Below are 19,993 nucleotides of genomic sequence, written 5' to 3'. Positions count from 1 at the left end.
AATCTGATGGTTTGGTTATTTGGTCAAAATCAAGCGATTATTGCGAGTTAATCGCAAGCGATATTCCTCGCCTTGATGTTCGATGCGTACTTCCTTGGTCATGGCGAACAAATTTTGTGAATATAGGGTGGGTAGGCGAATGCTCTCACGATTGCTAAAATAGCGAGCGATACTCATAGTCATGGCGTTTTTCCTTCTATTGGCGGGTGATGGGTGGTTATCCCAAGCCGCATGCTAAACTATTGAATTGTTTGAAATCAAACAGCTTGTTGTTGCACAATGCAACCAAAATGATAATGGTTTGCTAACAGTGATGATATTTGTTGTTAAACAATAACAATTATCATTTGTTGATATAATAGCAAAATTTCAAAAAAATGCAAACCCAAATGATAAAAATTATCAAAAAATTTTGTAACTTATTGAAAATAAAGCAATTATGAACCAAAATAACTCAAACAAAGCACAAAATCCACCAGAGTTTTGCACCAAGCAAGTGGCAGACACGCAATCAAAAAAGCAAAGTCCATTGGCGATAGCGGTAGCGGTATTGCGTTATCAGGAGTGGTTTTTGCTCGCTCTTAGACAGCAGCATCGGCACCAAGGGGGTAAGTTTGAGTTTGTTGGTGGTAAGATTTGCCATGGCGAATCCGCCAAATCCGCCTTGGTTCGTGAGGTGCAAGAAGAGATTGGTTTGTCATTAAAAACCGACCAGATGGTTTTTATTGGTAGGATTAACCATGATTATGGCGATAGGGCTGTTATTTTGCATATTTATGAAGCAAGACTTAATAAAGAAAATTATCATTTTCTGCGTCAGCAGCATACAGGTCTAGAGGGGCAGTCGCTGCACTGGTTTGATATGCCAATGCTCATTAAGCATAAAGATAGCCTGCCTGCTGCCAATGCTGTGATTCTTGACTGGCTTAATCTGCCAGATACTTTGCATGTTAGTCATGCTCTTCATCAGTTTGTAGATACCGATGCTTTTGTGGCGTATTATGTCAATCGCTTGCCAAAAGATGCTTTGGTTTATTTGCGTAGTCAGTCAGACGAAAATACTGATATTGATATTTTAAAAAAAATAAAAAATATACGCAAGGATATTGGGTGGGTTGTTCGTTACGCTGTTTATCAGCAGTTGTGCGATGATTCCAGTTTGTCAGAACTTACAAAGGGTGTGATGGTGAAGCTGACCGCTGACGAGCTTGAATATTTTGCCAACAACCCCGAGCAGATGCGTGATGATGTGGTTTTGTTGCTTGGTGTGCATGATGAACAGGAGGCTTATCGTGCCAACCATCTTGCCAAATCACGCCGTGTGTTGGCGGCATTGGTTTCGCCAGTTTTGCCAACCGACAGCCATCAAAAGAGCGAAGGGCTGGGCTGGGAGAGATTTGCAATGCTCAATGAATTGTGCGATGTGCCATGTATTGCTTTGGGTGGTATGAAGATTGAACATTTGCCAATTGCCAAATCCTATGGTGCAAGGGCGATTGCTGGCATTCGTAGATTATTAACATAAATTTATAGATTATTAAGATAATATTTATATTTAAATTGATAACCGCCATGCAATTTGCAAGGCTGATGATTTGATGGGCATTGCTTGAAGTGGCTTTGTTTAATAAGTAAATTGATTGATTTAAAATAGATACATTGCAGGAGTTGTGATGGCTTGTATGATATGCCAAATTTATTAACTGGCATTTTTGATTAAATAATGATACTTGGTTAAAGCATTATCAGTGCGGTAGTTGTGATAAATTATCTTAAATTTAATCGTCTTAAATTTTATATATTTTTATAAAAAATACCCATATTTCAAAAATAAATTAACATTGCCAAGCCACCCAGATTATTTTATAATTTGGGTGTTTTATTATTTTTTGTATTCATGATTAATTCATCATCAAAAGGACGAAGCTATGTCAGACTTATATTCTACCCATTTATCAGCTCGTAAAAATCAAGAATCACAAGCGGTTGAGCTGTTGGTTGCTTTGAGTTCATTGGCAAAAAGACAAGTGCAGCTGACATTTTTGGGCGAGCGTGTACGCCTAGATGTGGCAACCATCATTGCACTGCATGATGCAGCAGAACTTGCGGTGGCTGATACGCTCTCCTTGGCACAGGCATTAAATGAAGCAGCCATCAGCAACACAGCCATTGATATCGCCCAAGCGGTGCGTGCAGGCAAGTCTGTGGCGGACTTCACCAGTGGTGATGAGCTGGGGGCAACCGATGTGGTGCTGTATGGATTTGGTCGCATTGGCCGTATTTTGGCAAGATTATTAATGAGCCGTCCTGCTTCTGACAAAGGCTTGCAACTAAAAGCAATCGTGGTGCGTCCAGCAGGTGAGGGCGACCTTGCCAAGCGTGCCTCACTGCTAGAGCGTGATTCGGTGCATGGGTGGTTTGATGGTTCGGTGCAAATTGACACCGAAAATAACGGCATGATTGTTAATGGTCGTTTTGTTAAGATTATTTATGCATCCGATCCGAGCGAGGTGGATTATACAGCACATGGCATCAATAATGCCATCGTCATTGACAATACAGGCAAATGGAAGGATGAAGCAGGGCTGGGCAAACATTTGGCAAGCAAAGGTGTGGCAAAGGTGCTACTGACAGCACCAGCCAAAGGCGAAATCAAAAACATTGTCTACGGTGTCAATCATCAAACAATCGGTGCTGATACCATCGTATCTGCCGCCAGTTGCACCACCAATGCCATCACGCCAACGCTAAAAGTGTTGCATGATGAATATGGCATCGTCAATGGCCACATGGAGACGATTCATGCCTTTACCAATGATCAAAACCTTGTGGACAATCACCACAAAGCCGATCGCCGTGGCCGTGCAGCACCGCTGAACATGGTGATGACCAGCACAGGAGCAGCATCAGCGGTTGCCAAAGCCATTCCAGAGTTAAAAGGTAAATTGTCTGGCAATGCCATTCGTGTGCCAACGCCAAATGTTTCTTTGGCAATTTTGAATCTTAATTTTGATAAAGCAGTGGGCAATGCCGAGTTGCTCAATGCCTTTATTCAGGAAAAATCACAAAGCCAGCAGTGGCAAGAGCAAATTGCTTATTCTGATTCGCCAGAGGCGGTATCGACTGATTTTGTCGGTTCAGAAAAAGTTGCCATTTTTGATGCCAAAGCAACCATCGCCGAAGCCAATCGTGCAACTTTGTATGTGTGGTATGACAACGAAATGGGCTACGGCACGCAGGTGATTCGTGTTGCCGAAGAGATGGCAAAGTAATCATGTGAGCTGGTCTAAGTTGTCAGCTGTTAGGCGATTGGCAACTTAGTTTGTGTGTTTTTGCCACCATGCCATTTGATTGCTGGGTAGATACTATTCATGATTTGAATAGAAATATAAGACGAGAATTTATTATGAGTTTGGTTATCAGTTTACTTATCATTGTTATTGGCTTGGCAGTATGGTTGATGTCAATTTATAACAACTTGCAAGCTAGAATGCAAGATATTCGCCAGCAGTTATCAAATTTGCAAGCGGCATTAAAAAAGCGTCGTGATTTGATACAACAAGTCTATAGCATTGCTAAAGAATATCAAGACCATGAAAAAACTGTTCAGATTAGTATCAGTCAAAATTCAAGCTCACTACAAGATATCAGGGCATTGTCGCAATCGCATCCAGAACTTAGAGCAAATCAAACCTATTTGCATCTCATGCAACAACTTGAGGCTGTTGAGCAACAGATTTTAGATCGGCGAATAAAGTATAATGAAACTGTCAATATCTATAACAGAGAAAGAAATCGCTTCCCTGCTGTACTGATAGCACAAAAGTTATCCTTTGGTATAGCACCGTATTATGAAGATAATGAAGATGAATTTTTGCATAAAGCACAGGTGTTTGAGCGTGATGACAGTGAAGTGCTGCAACAGATCATGGCAAAGCAAACTCAATCAATTGGTGATGCATTTAATAAGATACAAGATAAGGCTAAACAAGGACTTGAAACTGGACAAGAGCTTGTAAATAAAAATGTGGAAGTCTTGCAACGCAGACAGGAGTATGAAAAAAATCCAAATGTACAATCGGGTAATAAAGACAGTACCAATCAGGATTAATTTTTTATTTTATTTTCAATAAAAACAGTCAGGTTTGGCTGTTTTTTTGTTGGTTTTGAATTAAACATTAAAATTCAGTACAAGGATTGATTGTTATATTTTGCATGATTTGTTTTTGCCAAGCAAACCTGCCATAAATATGCTACAATGATAATCAACTGAAGAAAAATTGAGAAAAATATGCGTTTTATTGATGAAGCAGTCATTAGCGTAAAAGCAGGCGACGGCGGTAATGGCATTGTGAGTTTTCGCCGAGAGAAATTCGTCCCAAAAGGTGGCCCTGATGGTGGCGACGGCGGCAAAGGCGGTGATGTGTATGCCATCGCTGATGATAATACCAATACGCTGGTGGATTATCGTTACACAAGAAAATTTGAGGCACGCCGTGGCGAAAATGGCGGCAGCAAAAACTGCTCGGGCAAAGGAGCGGAGGATATTTATCTTGCTGTGCCAATTGGTACAACCATCATTGATACCGACCTTGATGTGGTGATTGGTGATTTGACCGAAAAAGGACAAAAAATTCTCATTGCCAAAGGGGGTGATGGCGGTTTTGGCAACACACGCTTTAAATCTTCTACCAACCAAGCACCACGCAAGGCAACGCCGGGCTTTGCAGGTGAGAGTAGAAATATCAAGCTGGAGCTAAAAGTAGTTGCCGATGTTGGTTTGATTGGCTTGCCAAATGCGGGCAAATCCACCTTTATCCGTCAAGTTTCTGCCGCTCGTCCGAAGGTGGCTGATTATCCCTTTACAACGCTGGTACCAAATCTTGGGGTTGTTGATGTCGGCACGCATCAGTCATTTGTGATGGCAGATATTCCGGGTTTGATTGCAGGGGCATCTGATGGTGCAGGGCTTGGCATTCGCTTTTTAAAACATGTGGCACGCACACGGCGGTTATTACACATTGTTGATGTACAGCCAATCGATGGCAGCGACCCTGTGGATAATGCCAATATTATCTTAAATGAATTGGCAAAATTTTCTTATGAGCTTTCTCAGCTGCCACAGATTTTGGTCTTAAACAAAATTGACCAAATTCCACAAGATGAGCAAGATGCTGTTTGTGCTGATATTGTAGCAAGGCTGGGCTGGACAGGCACTGTATTTCGTACCTCAACTTTGACAGGAGAGGGTGTAGAAGCGATCAAGCATCACCTGATGCAGGCGATTGAAGATGAACGCTTGCGTGAAGCCGAAGATTTGGAGTTTGCCCAAGCACAGGCTGAGCGTTTTGCCAGATTGGAACAAGAGGTTCGCCACAATACCGAAATCCAAAAAGAAGCCTATCGTGCCATGCGTAAGCGTCAGCGTGAAGGGCTGGTTGATGATGACGAGGATTTTGATGAAGATGACTATGATGTGGCGGTGGAGTATGTGCCTTATTAAAATTGGGGGTTGAATATGAATGCAATCGACCAAGTGGTATTGAAGCAGGATAATATTCGTGAAAAATATTTCCATGATTTAGTTTTACAAAATGAAAATATTAAATCGGATTTATTATCTGTATTAAAGTTGCCAATAGACTTAACCAAGCTTAATCTTATTCATGAAGATAGATACATCAATGGCATTATTGCTGATTTCACCTTGATTTATGATAACAAAATTCATGCTTTAATCGAGGTTAAGGCAGGAGATATTGGTGTTACCGATTATGTGCGTGGCATTGGTCAGGTATTGCAATACGAATATTTTTATGAAAATAACATTTCATTAAAAAATTATGAGTTTCATGTAGACTTTAGCAGTATATTTTTAATTCCGTCATCTATTTTTAAAAACAAAAATTTTAATATTGCCTTATTTAAATATCCAAAATCAACCAAAATCATTGAAATTAACGATAAAAATAAAGCGGTTCGTGAAATTTCAAAAGATGAATTGGCAAAATTAAAAGAAGTTGAGAAAAACAATCTAACAAGTATTTCTCAATATTATGTGAGAGACACAAGATTATTTGAAATCTATATGCTGCTTAGATATTTATGCTTTTTAAAATTAAAAGGCGTGAATGTTGTTAATCGCAAAGAGATTGAGTTGCAGATGCGAAAAACCAATTCGATTAACAATAGAAATTGGCGAAATGTTTTGATTAGTTTGTCGTCTTTTGGGTTTATTGATAGTAATAATATGCCAACAAAAGCAGGTGCTGAATTTGGCATGATGTCGGTGTATGAGTTTTTGGTAATGATGTATCAATCCTATGTCAAGCCTTACGCCGATATTTTAATGGAGTATTTTGTAGATAATCCAAATCGTTTGAATAATAGCTTGCTGCAAATCAGGCAAGATTTTTTGGATATGTATAATGGTAAAGAAATTTTATTTTTTACGCAATCTCAGACAAGATATTTATCATCATGGCTAAATATTCTAAGAGATGATTTTGGTTTTATTGATTTTTCTTCTAGGAATAAGAACCGTATTATGAATTTTAATCCTTTGATATTCAATGATGAATTTTTATTACAAAAAATTCAAAAGCACTCAAAGGCCAGTCAATATATAAATAATTTGAATGCAATTTTATAAGTGAGTTTATGAGTTACACTATTTTTGAAACATTTGTTGGGGCAGGTGGCTCACATATTGGATTTAAACAACAGGGCTTTAAATCGGTTTATGTTAATGATGATAATAAAGATTGTATAGATACCTTGTTATTAAATAATCCAGAAATTAAAGAGACTGCTTTTGTGGATTGCAAAAGCGTACTTGATGTGGATATAAATAATTTGCTTGATAATATCGGATTAAAACAAGGTGAATTGGATGTGATGTTTGGTGGTATTGTCTGCAAAGGATTTAGTTTGGCAGGAGAGCGATCCCCTAATGATGAGCGTAATTATTTTTACCATCAGCAATTAAAACTTGTTGAAACGACTATGCCGAAAATTAGTATTATTGAAAATGTCAAAGCCTTTTTAAATGGCAAAGTGCTATCACAAGATACACCGCAGTCCATCAAAGATGAGGTGGATAGTGTTTGGCAAGCCCTAGAAAATTACAAAGGTCAAAAAGCTGAACTTCGTAAAAAAAATAAAATTACTGCTGAATTTGAGCAAAAAGGTGTAGAATTAAGAAAACAAAAAGAGAGAATTTTAAAGATACTACAAGAAAACAATTATCTTATATCGGTATTAGATGATTTATATCAGATTTATGATAAAATTGGTTATAATGTCTGGCATAAAATTTTAAACACAGCTTGGTATGGAGCTTCTACCAAACGAGAGCGGATTATTATTGTCGCGGTACGCAAAGATTTGCCTAATGATTTTAGATTTCCAATACCAAAGTATCACTCTGGTGAAATATCAACTAAGTTGGATTTTGACAACATTGAAAATGTTGAATTTTTAACACCAATTAGTATTGGACAGGCTTTATCGCAAATTGATTATACCGATAAAAGCGATGTGGATAATCAGCCGATGAACCACTCGCCAAAAACAGTAGAGCGATTTAAATATATCAAAGCAGGTTCCAATATTCAAGAAACCATGCATGAAATTCCAGATGAGCTAAAAATTAGCAATTTCTATTCTCGTGGCAATACCATGCGATTGTCAATGGATAAACTTGCCCCAACGCTTGTACCGGGCCATAGCAATTTTCCTGTACATCCGACTGAACATCGTAGTATTACTGTGCGTGAAGCGGCGATGATTACGGGATTTCCTTTAGATTATAAATTTATTGGCAATCATTCCAAGCGTTGTGAGCATGTTGGCAATGCTGTACCTCCTCCTTTGGCAAACGCATTGGCAAAAGAATGTGTGAACTTTTTGGATAAAATAAATAAAAACTGATTTAGCCATTAAATTTTAATAAGATAAAGAGTATTTTATGTCAGAATTTGCCCCTTTAAAAAACGACCGTATTTTGCGTGCAATGCGTTTTGAACCTGTGGATACGACCCCTGTTTGGATGATGCGTCAGGCAGGGCGTTATTTGCCAGAATATAAGCAGGTGCGTAGTCAGGCGGGGGATTTTTTGAGCTTGTGCAAAGACACCGATAAGGCAACCGAAGTTACTTTGCAGCCACTTCGTCGTTTTGAGTTGGATGCAGCGATTTTATTCAGTGATATTCTGACCATTCCTGATGCTTTTGGGTTGGGGTTGTATTTTGCCGAAGGTGAGGGCCCAAAACTTAAAAAAACCACACGCACCGAGGCGGATATTGCCGCCTTGCCCAAGATTGATACGCAGGCATCGCTTGATTATGTGCTAAAGGCGGTAACAAGCATTCGCACTACATTAAATGGGCAAGTGCCACTGTTTGGCTTTAGTGGCTCGCCGTGGACTTTGGCGACTTATATGATAGAGGGCGGCTCTAGCCGTGAGTTTCGCCACAGTAAGCAGATGATGTATCAGACACCAGAGTTGCTGCACGCACTGCTTGGCAAGATTGCTGATGCGGTGGTTGATTATCTGGATGCACAGATTGTTGCAGGGGCTCAGCTGGTGCAGATTTTTGACAGCTGGGGCGGTGCGTTGGGGCATCGTCAATTTGCTGAGTTTAGCCATGCTTATAATCGTGATATTGTCAATCGCTTAAAATCACAACACCCCAATGTACCTGTGGTATTATTCACCAAAGGTGGCGGGCTGTGGCTGGATATTCAGGCGGACAGTCAAGCGGACGCATTGGGACTGGATTGGACAATGCCATTGGATAAGGCACGCCACACATTGCATGCACTGAATGCCAAAAAAGCCCTGCAAGGCAACCTTGATCCTGCAACCATTTATGGCACGCCGAATGCCATCGCTTGCGAGGTTCGCCGTATGCTAGATGATGCTTATGTATTGGGCGAAAAAACAGGTTATATTGCCAATTTTGGTCATGGTATCACTCAATGGTCAGATCCTGATCATGCCAAGGCATTTATTGATGCGGTGCATGACTATCAGCTGTAGTTTGTCAAACTTCTCTCCCCAAGCCTGCTTGGGGATTTTTTTAAGGCTTGATAGAGCTGCACAAATGCAATTTGCAATTTTTATAAACTTCGGCTAAGATGGTTAAAATTAAATCAAAGTGATGGGTGATGGTATGAAGCAAATTACAGTTGGCATAGTCGGTGGCACAGGCTATACAGGGGTTGAACTCTTAAGAATCCTAAGTCGACACCCCAATGTGCAGGTGCGTTATTTAACTTCCAGAGCTGAAGCAGGGCGTGCTGTCAGTGAGATTTTTCCGAGTTTGCGGGCGGTCAGCCAGTTGCATTTTTGTGATATGAGTGATGCGTTGTTTGATGAAATGACACAAACTTGCGACTTGGTGTTTTTTGCAACACCGCATGGCGTGGCAATGACTCACGCAGCCCAATTGGTCAATAGTGGCGTTAAAGTGATTGATTTGGGTGCAGATTTTCGCCTGCAATCACTTGATGAGTTTGCCAATTGGTATGGTATGACGCACAGTTGTCCTGAATTATTGGCACAGGCGGTTTATGGCTTGCCTGAGGTGAATCGAGAAAAAATTGCTAAAGCTGCCTTGATTGCCAACCCGGGCTGCTATCCAACAACAGCAATTTTGGGCTTAAAGCCTGTGATTGATGCTGAAAAACAGTTGGGCAATGTCGTTGATGGGCGGATTATCATTGATGCCAAATCAGGCATTTCTGGAGCAGGCAGGCAAGGAAAAATTGCCATCAGTTATGCAGAAGTTGCTGATAATTTCAGTGCTTATGGTGTATCAGGGCATCGGCATGCACCAGAGATTGCTCAAGGGCTTAATGAAATTTTGGCGGCAGCATTTCCCAAAAAAATCCGTTTTGTGCCACATTTGGTGCCGATGATTCGTGGTATGTTTAGTACCATTCATGTGCCACTGACAGATGCAGGCTCAAAGGTTGATTGGCAATCGTATTTTGCCAGCAGCTATCAGCACGAATATTTTGTTGATGTGCTGCCCTCTGGAGTGTTGCCTGACACTCGGTCTGTTAAGGCTTCCAATAAGCTAAGAATTGCCATCGATCAACAGGCAGATATGCTGACAATCTTGGTGGTGCAGGATAATTTGGTCAAAGGTGCAGCAGGTCAAGCGGTACAAAATATGAACATTATGTTTGGTTTTGATGAATTAACAGCTCTGGACTTGGTGCCAATTACCCCTTGATTGTGCTGATGATGAATCGCTTGGCATTTGGTGTGAGTAGATTTTATCATCATTCAACAGTTGCTTAATAAATTGGCAAGATTTTCGTGCTAGAATTTTATTAAATATAGGATACTGTAGGAAAATCTATGTCAAAAATCTCTCCTTATGCCAAATCGCAGGCAGGCGTGAGCGTTTTGTTGATTGTTTCATGGCTGCTGCTTGCTCTGTTTGCAATTATCATTGGATATTTGGTGCTTAACCCAAGCATTGTTACCAAGCCTGCAACGCCACAGGTCGAGACAAGCCAAGAGCTTGCTGATACCAAAAACACATGGCAGCCTGCCATCGCTGACAGTACACAAAACACCAATCCTGATACACCTGCCCCCATCAGCTCGTATTATGAAGCGGTAAATCGTGCGGCACAGTCGGTGGTGAATATCTACACTACGCAAAATACCAGTGGGCAGATTTATGCCAATGACCCAGTATTGCAACAATTTTTGGAGCGATACTATGGCGGCGGCACGCCAAATCAAGGCAGTAGCTTAGGCTCTGGCGTGGTGGTGTCAAAAGATGGCTACATCGTTACCAATGCTCATGTGATTGCACAGGCAGATGAGATTACGGTGGCATTTAATGATGGTCGCAAGGCACGAGCCAAAGTGGTGGGCAGTGATACTGACAGTGATTTGGCGGTGATTCGTGTTGAGCTGGATAATCTGGTACCGATGGCATTTCGTGCCGAGCCGATTCGTGTCGGAGATGTCGCATTGGCAATTGGCAACCCCTTTGGCGTGGGGCAGACGGTAACGCAGGGCATTATTTCGGCAACAGGGCGTGCAGGTATTGGCGTTAGCAGTTTTGAGGATTTTATCCAAACGGATGCAGCAATCAACCCCGGTAATTCTGGCGGTGCGTTGGTTGATGCCAATGGGGCATTGATTGGCATTAATACGGCGATTTATTCACGCTCTGGCGGCTCAATGGGTATCGGCTTTGCCATTCCAACGCAAATTGTCGAACGCGTGATGAATGCACTAATCACCACGGGCAAGGTCAGTCGGGGCTGGCTTGGTATCGAGATTATGCCAGCGACTGACAACCCAACAAGCATTGAGAGTCGTACAGGGGCTGTGGTAGCACGAGTTTGGCAAGATGGCCCAGCGGCAAAGGCAGGTGTGCAGGTTGGTGATACCATCACCGCCATTGACGGTACGCCGATTAAAGATGCCAATGCACTCATCGGCATGGTGGCACAAAAATCTCCAAACAGTACGCTGTCTTTGACCATCGTGCGACAAGACAAGACGCTTAATCTGTCTGCACAGTTGGCAGAGCGTCCAAATTTTGATCAGCAGCCAGCAGCTCAAAATCAAGGCACGCCACAAAACATAGAGCAATTGCAGCAACTGCTACAACAGCTTGAGCAAATGCGAAATTCGCAGCAGCATTAATTATCACAAGTATTTACTCAGACACCAAGTTAGCTGCTTGGTGTTTTTATTTATGCCAGCTAGTCAGTGAGCAGCATTAATTAGCAAATATAAAAACTATTTTGTAAAATTGCTTTGGATTGGTGATTTTGTTTTATCGGTGAAACTGGCAATTTTTAGAAAATTATACAAATACTTTGGCATTTGTGTAACGAGTTGCTTGATGATTTTTACTTGATTTGGCAAAGATAACCGCTTTATTTTATGTTGTAATGTGGTATATTGATAAATATTAATACATTTTCTTTTTATTTTATTAAATAAATTGGTAAAAATGCGTGTAAGAGAATATCAGTTGGAAACTGCGGTAGTTTGTGATTGTTAAAGCAGCTGGCGTGGCTGGATTGACAATTTGGAAATTTAATATATTAAGATTATATTAATTGATATAAAATAAAAAATTATAAATTTATGATAATTTTTGCCAGTTTAACAATCGCTTGATCTGCCCGATTATCGTGATTGATTATCGAACAAATCAAGCGATGAGTGGTTTATGAGCCGATAATGCCAAAAAATTGCAATAAAAACAATAGGGTAAATCCTGCCAAAAATGCGATGCCTGCCAAAGCAAACCACTTCATGCCAGTGCTAAGATGACCTTCTTTTTTTACCAAGGCGTAGTTAAGATACGCAAAGATAGGTGCGGTTACAAAGGCTGAAATCATGGCAAATTTTAGTAAAGTTGCCATCTGCCCCGAGAAAAATGCAATCAGCCCAAAGCCTGCCACGATGGTAAAAGCAACCCATCTGCTGACATATTTTTCGGTGTGTTCGGTGCTGTTGCTCAAAAGCAGCGACAGGCTCTCGGCATTGGTACGCCCATAACCATCAGCACAAGTAATCACCGTGCCATACATGCACAAAAAGGCGATGAATGCTACAAGCAATCTTGACCACTCGCCGATGGTTTGGGTGTACATTTGTATCAATTGTGGCACATATGCACCGCCTTGCATGGCGATTTCTTGTCCAGTGCCGTATTGTACAAAGACCCCCAATGCCAGAAAAAACAATGCCAAGATTGCCGAAGTGAAATAACCCACATTAAAATCAACCATGCCCTGATAGCGAGTGGTGTGATCGGTGCGAATTTTTTTGGCGGTCCAAACGGAGGTGATTGCCGAAAATTCCAGCGGAGCAGGCATCCAGCCCATCAAGGCGATGATAAAGCCCAAAGCAGCCAAATTCCATGGCGAGGCAGGGATAAAATCAGTTGCGATATTTGCAGGTTTGCCAGCAGCGATACATACAGCAGCCAGAGTTGCCATGGTAAGGCAGACGATGATCCATTTGGTTAGACTGTCCAATAACTTATAATGACCTGCAAACAGCAGCAGCCATGAGCTTGCCATCACAATGGCGGATAATGCCAGCGTGCTTAGTTCCCATGGCAATATCTGACCCAAAATCACCGCACACAGTAATGCCACCGCACCTGTGCTAATCACCCCAGAGATGATACACAGCACAAAAAATGCCCATAAATATACACGAGAGATTTTGGCATAGCCTGCAACCAGTGAAGTGCCAGTGCTGTAGGTGTATTCGGTAGCAAAGCGATAAAATGGGTATTTTGCCAAATTGGCAAGTACAATCATAATTGCCAACTGCCAGCCGTATAATGCACCAGCTTGTGTTGAGGCAACCAAATGCGATCCGCCGATTGCTGCTGATGCCATCAAAATGCCTGGGCCAAATGATCGCCATGTCAGCCGCTGCGTGGTGGGTGAGTGAGTCATAATGCACCTTTATATCAGTATAACGATAGCCATCAATTGATAAAATTGATTTTTGTCAAGCGTTTTTGGCAAATACAAAAGCACTTGAGCTGTGATTGATGGCTTATTGGCGAATAATGCCAATTGTTACAGATTAGCATAATTATGAAAAAATTCATACATATTTTATGCAATCTCTCAATACATACAAGGATTATCACAGGAAAACTGGTGCAAAACTGCTAAAAATATGGCAAAATAATCGATTGGATTAATATTTGGTAAAAAGCTAATTTGATATGATAAAAGCATCTTTACGACATCGCCTTGATCAGATGGTGGATAGATTTGAGGAAGTAACCGCACTGCTTTCCGATCCTGAAACGCTAAGCGACAGCAAAAAATTCCGTGAATTGTCAGTTGAGCACAGCGATTTGGCAGAAATCACCGAAACATGGCAACGATATACGCAGGCCGAGGCGGATTTGGCAACTGCCGAAGAGCTGCTTGGCGACCCTGATATGAAACAAATGGCTGCCGAAGAGATGGAACTTGCCAAGCAAACCATGGCAGATTTGACCGAGACTCTCAATGTCATGATGCTGCCTAAGGACCCTAATGATAAAGTATCGGCATTTTTGGAGATTCGTGCAGGTACGGGCGGTGATGAGGCGGCAATTTTTAGCGGTGATTTGTTCCGTATGTATCATAAATACGCTCAAGCACAAGGGTGGCAGATAGAGATTTTGTCAGCCAATGAGGGCGAGCATGGCGGCTATAAGGAGATTATTAGCCGTGTTTCAGGTGTGGGCGTGTATGGACGGCTGAAGTTTGAAAGTGGTGCCCATCGTGTACAGCGTGTGCCAGCAACCGAATCACAAGGACGAGTGCATACATCGGCGTGTACCGTCGCTATCATGCCTGAGGTGGAGATTGATGATACGGTTGAGCTAAATCCTGCCGATTTGCGTATCGATACTTATCGCTCCAGCGGTGCAGGTGGTCAGCATGTCAATACCACGGATTCGGCAGTGCGTATCACGCATATTCCAACAGGGGTGGTGGCTGAATGCCAGCAAGAACGCAGCCAGCACGCCAACCGTGAAAAAGCAATGAAAATGCTGGTTGCACGCATTCAGCAGGCAAAGGTGCAAGCTCAAATTGACGCAACCAGTGATATGCGGCGTAATTTGGTGGGGTCTGGCGATCGCAGTGAACGCATTCGTACTTATAATTTTCCACAAGGGCGTATGACAGATCATCGCATTAACTTGACGCTTTATAAACTTGATGCCATCATGGAGGGGGATTTGACAGAGCTGCTTGACAGCTTATTGCGAGAGCATCAGGCAGATTTGATGGCGGCAGTTGGTGGTGAGTAAGCTGATTGCTGGCTTGATTGTGTCGATTCGCCAACCCATTGGCATTGAGTACCGACTTGCTGCTCATAATGAGCTTTGGCTTATTTTGTCATTTGCTTAATTTGGGCGGTTTTGATTGCCAAACCAAGGCATGGATGGTAAATTTCAGACAGCACGCCAAGGCTGTGTCTTTTGTGTAATTTTTTGATAAATAAACAAAAAGCACCGAATTGCGGTGCTTTTTGGGTTTTGGTGAATGGGTTTATTTTTTGAATGAAAAATTCTTCACCAAGAAATGATCCATCGGATCTTGACCATCGAAGCCATTCACATATGGTTTCACCAAGCGAACAGTTACCGCTGTGTACAGTGGGATAACCGCCGTATCTTTTGCGATGATTTCTTCGGCTTGCTTGTAGAGCTGTGCACGATCTTCGTCAGTTGTGCCAGCTTTTAGAGCATTTTCCAGTACGGCATCAAACTGCGGATTGCTGTATTTACCAGCGTTGTTACTGCTGCTTGTTTTTAGGATATTTAGGAAGCTTGATGGCTCGTTGTAGTCAGCACACCAGCCCGCTATAGAAAGGCTAAACTTGCCACGATTGGTGGTATCTAGGAAAGTTTTCCATTCTTGGTTGTTTAGCGTTGGCTGAACAATATTGGCAAGGTTTTTTTGCCACATGGAGCCAAACGCACCTGCAAGCATCTTGCCTGTTTCGCTGGTTGAGTACAAGAACTCAAACTTCAGTGGGTTTTGGGCATTGTAGCCTGCCTCTGCAAGCAAGGCGATGGCTTGTTTATTGCGTTTTTCGCGATCCAGTGCTGCCCATTGAGGCTTGGTTTCAAGCATGTTTTGGGTGATGGTTGGCGTGAATTGGAATGCTGCTGGTGCATCTCGTTTTAGGATTTCGGCAACAATCTCACGATCCAGACCCATAGACAGTGCTTGGCGTACACGCGGATCGTCAAATGGCTTGGCAACTGTATTTGGTCGCAGATAATAGGTGCAAAGTTTTTCTAAAGATTTCATTTCTTCAGGCAAATCTTTACGCATCTTATCAATCATTTCTGGAGGAATGCCATTGACATCAAGCTCGCCTGCCAAATATCGGTTGATACCGTTGGCAGGAGTGATTGGTAGGAATTGAACTTTTTCAATGCTGGTATTGGCATTGTCATAGTATTCGCCATTGCGTTCTAGGGTAACATGGCTATTGACTGTCCATTCTTTGAGCTTATAAGCACCGCTGACCACGATGTTGGCAGGATCAATCCACTTATCGCCATACTTTTCAATAACGCTTTTTGGTACTGGGAAAGTAACTGGCAGGGTGAACATATCTGGCAAATAAGGCACAGCCTCTGTCAGAGTGATTTGTAGTGTTTTGTCATCTAATGCTTTAACGCCAAGAGCGTCCAGTGGCAATTCGCCAGCGGCAACTTTTTCGGCATTTAGCACTTTGGCATCAGCCAGATAGCTTTGATATTCTGCAGCGGTATTTGGATCGGTCAGACGCTGTAGGGCATAGACGGCATCATGTGCGGTGATGGGTTCGCCATTTGACCATTTGGCATCTCGTAGGGTGAATGTCCAGACTTTATTGTCAGCGGTTTCCCACTTGCTTGCTAGGCCGGGAACGGTCTCGCCTTTTTCGCTGCCAGAGACTAAGCCTTCAAACATTTGGCGAATGATTGCCGAGCTTGTGGTGTCTTGGCTTTTGGTTGGGTCAAGTGTTGCAGGTTCTGAACCATTGGCGATGATTAGGGTATCTTTGCCAGCTGGTAGCGTGGCTGATGATTTTGCATCGCCTGAGGTTTTGGCTTGAGAGTCAGAGCCAGAATTACCACAAGCGGTCAGTCCCAAAACTGTTGCTAAGGCTGTTGCTAAAAGTGCAGGTTTAAATTGCATTATGATTTCCTTATAAAACTACCGTGTAACAAATTAACACAAATTACAAGACTGTAACATAGTGTTATAAAAATATTAGCAAAATATAAAAAATTGTCAAGATGATTTGTGCGTTTTTATTTTTATTTTTTACCTTGTGTAAATCAACCCAAAAAAGTAGGCTGCTGCGATGATTTTGCACTGTGCTTTTGATGCATGGCTATTTGGATAATACCAAGCAATGCAAGCAAAACGCAGTAAAGGACAAATATAATAAAACTGGCAAAATCCACGCAATGACTGGTGATGACGAATGCCATGATGGGTAGCTGTATTAAAGATGGATTTATTATCAAAAAAAGTTTATACAGATTCTTGAAATTTAAAAATTTATCATTTATAATTGTGAAATTGCAAATTGTTATCATTTGTATTCAAAATAAATTACTGCTAATTGGTTATCGGTATAGGTGTCAGCGGTGGATTATTCCAAAAAAATCAAGATATTAGCATTATCTGTGGCAGTCATACTACACGGTGCAGTAGCGGCTGGTATTGCCAATATGCAAATTAAGCCCATCATGCCACCAAAAATTACGCCACCGCTTGAGATTGAGCTGATTGAGCCACCCAAGCCTGAGCCTGTGATTCTTAACAATTTAGAATCACCAGAGCCGCCCAAGCCGATTGAGCAACCGACCAAGCCTGCCGCTGCCAAGGCAGAGCCAGTAAAAGTGAAAGCCGCCACAGAGCCTAAGCCTGTGCAACAAGTGCAGCCCAAGCCTGTCATACAAGAGTTTCAGCCACCTAAACCAAAGGCTGAACCAAAAAATGAGCCTAAGCCTGAACCTAAGCCCAAGATAGAATCAAAACCTGAACCTAAGTCTGAGCCTAAGCCTGATTTTACCGAGCAACAACGCTTGGCACAAATCGAGGCAGCCAGACAGCAACAGGCAGCATGGGAGGCACAACAAAGGCAAGAGGCACAGCGTCGCGAACAAGAGCGTGCCGAAAACGAACGCCGTCAGCGTGAAATGCAGCAAAAAGCCGAGCAAGAAGCACGACAGCGAGCAGAACAAGAGGCACGACAACGAGCCGAGCAAGCAGCTGCTGAACAACGCCGTAGAGCTGCTGAAGCCGAAGAAGCACGCCGTAAGGCAGCCGCTGCTGCCCAAGCTGCTAAAAACAGCGGTGGCACAGGTGGTGGCAAAGCCCAAGAGGGCGGTGGCAATGACAAATCTCAAGTACAACAGACCAATCTGGGAACAATCACCAATGCCAGCTGGCGTTCGGCACCGAAATTAAAAGGCGTGTTGTGTTCAGCAAAATCAGACATCATGATGGGCATTACAGTTTCTTTTTCTGTTAATGAAAAAGGTAATATTTCTGGTGTGAAATTAAACGGCTCAACAAGTGATAGAGAGCTTGATAGGCTGATTGTTCGTCAGGTTAGCCGTGGTGTCTTGCACCCCTTTAAAGAGGGTAATGTTACCAAGGTGGGTAGTGCGACTTATCCGCTTGAGTTGAATCTGCCAAAAGATGAAAGTTGCACATATGGCAGATAGGTTGTCATGACTTAAGATGAGTTGGTGCATTCTGACTGAAATTAAATAAGTATTTTTTATAATTTTTATTATCAAAAATAAAGGTGAGTTTATGGATTTTGCTTTTTATTGGTCGCAAACTGATGCGGTGAGCAAGACACTGTTTTTTGTGCTGTTGCTGCTATCATTGGCATCGTGGGTGGTGGGCATTGTGCGTGTGCTAAACTCTCGCCGTATTGCCACAACCATTGCCGATGAGTTGCACCGCCGTGTTGATACACAGTCGTTGTCAGACCTTGCATTTGAGCAACGCAAGATGATTACCGAGCAAAATCTCTTGCAACAAATTGCCCGTTGGCGACATGAGCTTGAAAAGGGTTTGCCAATTCTTGGAACGACAGCATCAATTGCTCCTTTTATTGGCTTGTTTGGTACGGTTTGGGGTATTTTTCATGCACTCAACGGCATCGGCAAAACAGGTCAGGCTGGATTGGCTCAAGTGGCAGGCCCTGTGGGTGAGGCGTTGATTATGACTGGCTTGGGTCTTGCAGTGGCTATCCCTGCGGTTGTGTTTTATAATATTGCCATGCGTATCAACAAGAGTGCCTTGCACACAGCGACAGACACTGCCCATCAGATTTTGGCCAAAGTGGCACGATAAAAGGAGGCGTTATGGCGTTTGAGCTTGGCGATCATAGCGATCAGGGCATGAATGAGATGAACCTGATTCCGCTTATTGACATTATGCTGGTTTTGATGATTATTTTTTTGGTAACGGCAACCGTGCTAAATCCCAGTATACCACTGGATTTGCCAAAAACATCAGCCAGTATCAATGACGCACCGCCACAGGTGATTCAGGTAAGTATTGATAAAGCAGGTGAGATTTATTGGGACAAAGAAAAGCTGACACTTGAGGGGCTAAATCAGCGATTTGCCGAGCAAGTGCAAGCTGGCAACAATCCGCAAATCAATCTGCGTGCCGATAAAGAGGGCAAATATGACACGGTGGCACAAGTGTTGGCGGTTGCCAGTCAGGCAGGGCTAACCAAAATCGCCTTTGTCAGCGAATAAGCAAAACCCTGCAAATGCAGGGTTTTTTGTTGTTTGTTACCAGTTAATTTATCTCTTTACGCAAATGGTTTCTTAATACAAAAATCATTGCAATCACAAATCCCAGCATGACCATCATATCACCAAAGGCGGTAAACTCACCCCAATATTTGCCATCAGCAAACACAAAAGCAAAAAATGCGTGCAGACCTGCCAAGGTGGCAAACAGTCCCACCCATGCCAGATTGAGCTTGTGCCAGCCTTGATGACTAAGCTCAAATATGGGGTCAAAGAGTTTTTTGATGATGGGGCTGCGATCTTGACTAAACAGAGGTGATATCAATAAGCCTACCGCAAAAGTGGCGTTGATAATCACTGCCTTTAGCATGATATAAAAAGCATCACTTAATGCCAGCGTGATTCCGCCAAAAACAATCGTCATCAGCAACACGAACCATTGGGGTTTTTCAAGGTGAAATTTTTGGCTGATGAATAAATACCCATACACCAACACCGTTGCAGCTATCAACCCAATGGTGGCAACCAAAATATGGTTGTTGGTCGCACCACCAGCACCGATGAGCTGCAATAAAGGGTGATTGCTGTCGGCAGGGTCGGTTGTTTTATATAATATAAAAAATATAATTAATGGAATATAATCAAATAATGCTTTCATGATGGTAAGTTGTATTAAGTGGTAAAAA

Annotated in this window: 17 protein-coding genes; 13 read left to right on the top strand and 4 right to left on the bottom strand. The window is 42.4% G+C overall.

What is annotated here, in order from left to right:
• Positions 1 to 15 precede the first annotated feature (15 nt).
• A complete protein-coding gene (gene hemP, locus EL162_RS08065; RefSeq protein ID WP_227516546.1) occupies positions 16 to 177 on the bottom strand; it encodes a hemin uptake protein HemP in 162 nt (53 codons plus the stop codon).
• A 262-nt stretch (positions 178 to 439) separates the two neighbouring features.
• Between hemP and EL162_RS08060 the strand changes: the two genes are divergently transcribed.
• The 9 genes from EL162_RS08060 (at position 440) to EL162_RS08020 (ending at position 11,683) form a co-directional block, all read left to right on the top strand.
• Positions 440 to 1,525, top strand: coding sequence for an NUDIX domain-containing protein (locus tag EL162_RS08060; protein ID WP_126331353.1), 1,086 nt, complete (start codon positions 440 to 442; stop codon positions 1,523 to 1,525).
• A gap of 403 nt (positions 1,526 to 1,928) precedes the next feature.
• Entirely contained in the window at positions 1,929 to 3,272 is a 1,344-nt protein-coding gene (locus EL162_RS08055) for a glyceraldehyde-3-phosphate dehydrogenase (RefSeq protein ID WP_126331352.1), read from the top strand.
• Between the two features lie 50 nt (positions 3,273 to 3,322).
• A complete protein-coding gene (locus EL162_RS08050; protein WP_078310015.1) occupies positions 3,323 to 4,111 on the top strand; it encodes a LemA family protein in 789 nt (262 codons plus the stop codon).
• 180 nt (positions 4,112 to 4,291) lie between these two features.
• Entirely contained in the window at positions 4,292 to 5,503 is a 1,212-nt protein-coding gene (gene cgtA, locus EL162_RS08045) for an Obg family GTPase CgtA (RefSeq protein WP_126331351.1), read from the top strand.
• Positions 5,504 to 5,518: 15 nt separating this feature from the next.
• Positions 5,519 to 6,652 (top strand): hypothetical protein, encoded by a 1,134-nt coding sequence (locus tag EL162_RS08040; protein ID WP_126331350.1) that lies wholly within the window; start codon positions 5,519 to 5,521, stop codon positions 6,650 to 6,652.
• Positions 6,653 to 6,660: 8 nt separating this feature from the next.
• Positions 6,661 to 7,932: a DNA cytosine methyltransferase gene (locus EL162_RS08035; RefSeq protein WP_126331348.1), complete on the top strand. Its 1,272-nt coding sequence runs from the start codon at positions 6,661 to 6,663 to the stop codon at positions 7,930 to 7,932.
• A gap of 37 nt (positions 7,933 to 7,969) precedes the next feature.
• Complete coding sequence (hemE, locus tag EL162_RS08030) at positions 7,970 to 9,043, top strand: uroporphyrinogen decarboxylase (protein WP_126331346.1); 1,074 nt, start codon at positions 7,970 to 7,972, stop codon at positions 9,041 to 9,043.
• Between the two features lie 133 nt (positions 9,044 to 9,176).
• Positions 9,177 to 10,244: an N-acetyl-gamma-glutamyl-phosphate reductase gene (gene argC / locus EL162_RS08025; RefSeq protein ID WP_126331345.1), complete on the top strand. Its 1,068-nt coding sequence runs from the start codon at positions 9,177 to 9,179 to the stop codon at positions 10,242 to 10,244.
• Positions 10,245 to 10,372: 128 nt separating this feature from the next.
• Positions 10,373 to 11,683 (top strand): S1C family serine protease, encoded by a 1,311-nt coding sequence (locus EL162_RS08020; RefSeq protein ID WP_126331343.1) that lies wholly within the window; start codon positions 10,373 to 10,375, stop codon positions 11,681 to 11,683.
• Positions 11,684 to 12,216: 533 nt separating this feature from the next.
• Here EL162_RS08020 and EL162_RS08015 read toward each other — a convergent pair.
• Positions 12,217 to 13,464: an NRAMP family divalent metal transporter gene (locus tag EL162_RS08015; RefSeq protein ID WP_126331341.1), complete on the bottom strand. Its 1,248-nt coding sequence runs from the start codon at positions 13,462 to 13,464 to the stop codon at positions 12,217 to 12,219.
• A 281-nt stretch (positions 13,465 to 13,745) separates the two neighbouring features.
• Between EL162_RS08015 and prfA the strand changes: the two genes are divergently transcribed.
• Entirely contained in the window at positions 13,746 to 14,825 is a 1,080-nt protein-coding gene (prfA, locus tag EL162_RS08010; protein WP_126331717.1) for a peptide chain release factor 1, read from the top strand.
• A gap of 241 nt (positions 14,826 to 15,066) precedes the next feature.
• On the opposite strand, the gene EL162_RS08005 is transcribed toward prfA, so the two are convergent.
• A complete protein-coding gene (locus EL162_RS08005) occupies positions 15,067 to 16,713 on the bottom strand; it encodes an ABC transporter substrate-binding protein (protein ID WP_126331339.1) in 1,647 nt (548 codons plus the stop codon).
• 458 nt (positions 16,714 to 17,171) lie between these two features.
• Between EL162_RS08005 and EL162_RS08000 the strand changes: the two genes are divergently transcribed.
• From EL162_RS08000 to EL162_RS07990, 3 genes are all read left to right on the top strand, one after another.
• Positions 17,172 to 18,257 carry an energy transducer TonB gene (locus tag EL162_RS08000; protein WP_126331337.1) on the top strand — a complete coding sequence of 362 codons (1,086 nt, stop codon included), beginning with the start codon at positions 17,172 to 17,174 and terminating at the stop codon, positions 18,255 to 18,257.
• Positions 18,258 to 18,348: 91 nt separating this feature from the next.
• Positions 18,349 to 18,897, top strand: a complete 549-nt coding sequence (locus EL162_RS07995; RefSeq protein WP_076555045.1) for a MotA/TolQ/ExbB proton channel family protein — start codon at positions 18,349 to 18,351, stop codon at positions 18,895 to 18,897.
• An 11-nt stretch (positions 18,898 to 18,908) separates the two neighbouring features.
• Positions 18,909 to 19,310 (top strand): ExbD/TolR family protein, encoded by a 402-nt coding sequence (locus tag EL162_RS07990; protein WP_076555044.1) that lies wholly within the window; start codon positions 18,909 to 18,911, stop codon positions 19,308 to 19,310.
• A gap of 43 nt (positions 19,311 to 19,353) precedes the next feature.
• Here EL162_RS07990 and EL162_RS07985 read toward each other — a convergent pair whose 3' ends face one another.
• The gene (locus EL162_RS07985; RefSeq protein ID WP_126331335.1) at positions 19,354 to 19,965 is read right to left on the bottom strand and encodes an inner membrane-spanning protein YciB; all 612 of its coding nucleotides are present in this window, start codon (positions 19,963 to 19,965) and stop codon (positions 19,354 to 19,356) included.
• Positions 19,966 to 19,993 lie beyond the last annotated feature (28 nt).

The sequence above is a fragment of the Moraxella cuniculi genome (assembly GCF_900637105.1).
Taxonomy (GTDB): domain Bacteria; phylum Pseudomonadota; class Gammaproteobacteria; order Pseudomonadales; family Moraxellaceae; genus Moraxella; species Moraxella cuniculi.
The sequence above is the reverse complement of the archived record's forward strand: the minus strand, read 5'-3'. Positions and strand labels throughout refer to the sequence as shown.

What these genes read in the sequence shown, in the direction of transcription:
- hemE (WP_126331346.1), top strand. Translation starts at nt 7,970, where the DNA reads ATGTCAGAATTTGCCCCTTTAAAAAACGACCGTATTTTGCGTGCAATG.
- argC (WP_126331345.1), top strand. Translation starts at nt 9,177, where the DNA reads ATGAAGCAAATTACAGTTGGCATAGTCGGTGGCACAGGCTATACAGGG.
- EL162_RS08020 (WP_126331343.1), top strand. Translation starts at nt 10,373, where the DNA reads ATGTCAAAAATCTCTCCTTATGCCAAATCGCAGGCAGGCGTGAGCGTT.
- EL162_RS08015 (WP_126331341.1), bottom strand. Translation starts at nt 13,464, where the DNA reads ATGACTCACTCACCCACCACGCAGCGGCTGACATGGCGATCATTTGGC.
- EL162_RS07985 (WP_126331335.1), bottom strand. Translation starts at nt 19,965, where the DNA reads ATGAAAGCATTATTTGATTATATTCCATTAATTATATTTTTTATATTA.
- EL162_RS08035 (WP_126331348.1), top strand. Translation starts at nt 6,661, where the DNA reads ATGAGTTACACTATTTTTGAAACATTTGTTGGGGCAGGTGGCTCACAT.
- cgtA (WP_126331351.1), top strand. Translation starts at nt 4,292, where the DNA reads ATGCGTTTTATTGATGAAGCAGTCATTAGCGTAAAAGCAGGCGACGGC.
- EL162_RS08005 (WP_126331339.1), bottom strand. Translation starts at nt 16,713, where the DNA reads ATGCAATTTAAACCTGCACTTTTAGCAACAGCCTTAGCAACAGTTTTG.
- EL162_RS08040 (WP_126331350.1), top strand. Translation starts at nt 5,519, where the DNA reads ATGAATGCAATCGACCAAGTGGTATTGAAGCAGGATAATATTCGTGAA.
- hemP (WP_227516546.1), bottom strand. Translation starts at nt 177, where the DNA reads ATGAGTATCGCTCGCTATTTTAGCAATCGTGAGAGCATTCGCCTACCC.
- EL162_RS07995 (WP_076555045.1), top strand. Translation starts at nt 18,349, where the DNA reads ATGGATTTTGCTTTTTATTGGTCGCAAACTGATGCGGTGAGCAAGACA.
- EL162_RS08055 (WP_126331352.1), top strand. Translation starts at nt 1,929, where the DNA reads ATGTCAGACTTATATTCTACCCATTTATCAGCTCGTAAAAATCAAGAA.
- EL162_RS07990 (WP_076555044.1), top strand. Translation starts at nt 18,909, where the DNA reads ATGGCGTTTGAGCTTGGCGATCATAGCGATCAGGGCATGAATGAGATG.
- EL162_RS08060 (WP_126331353.1), top strand. Translation starts at nt 440, where the DNA reads ATGAACCAAAATAACTCAAACAAAGCACAAAATCCACCAGAGTTTTGC.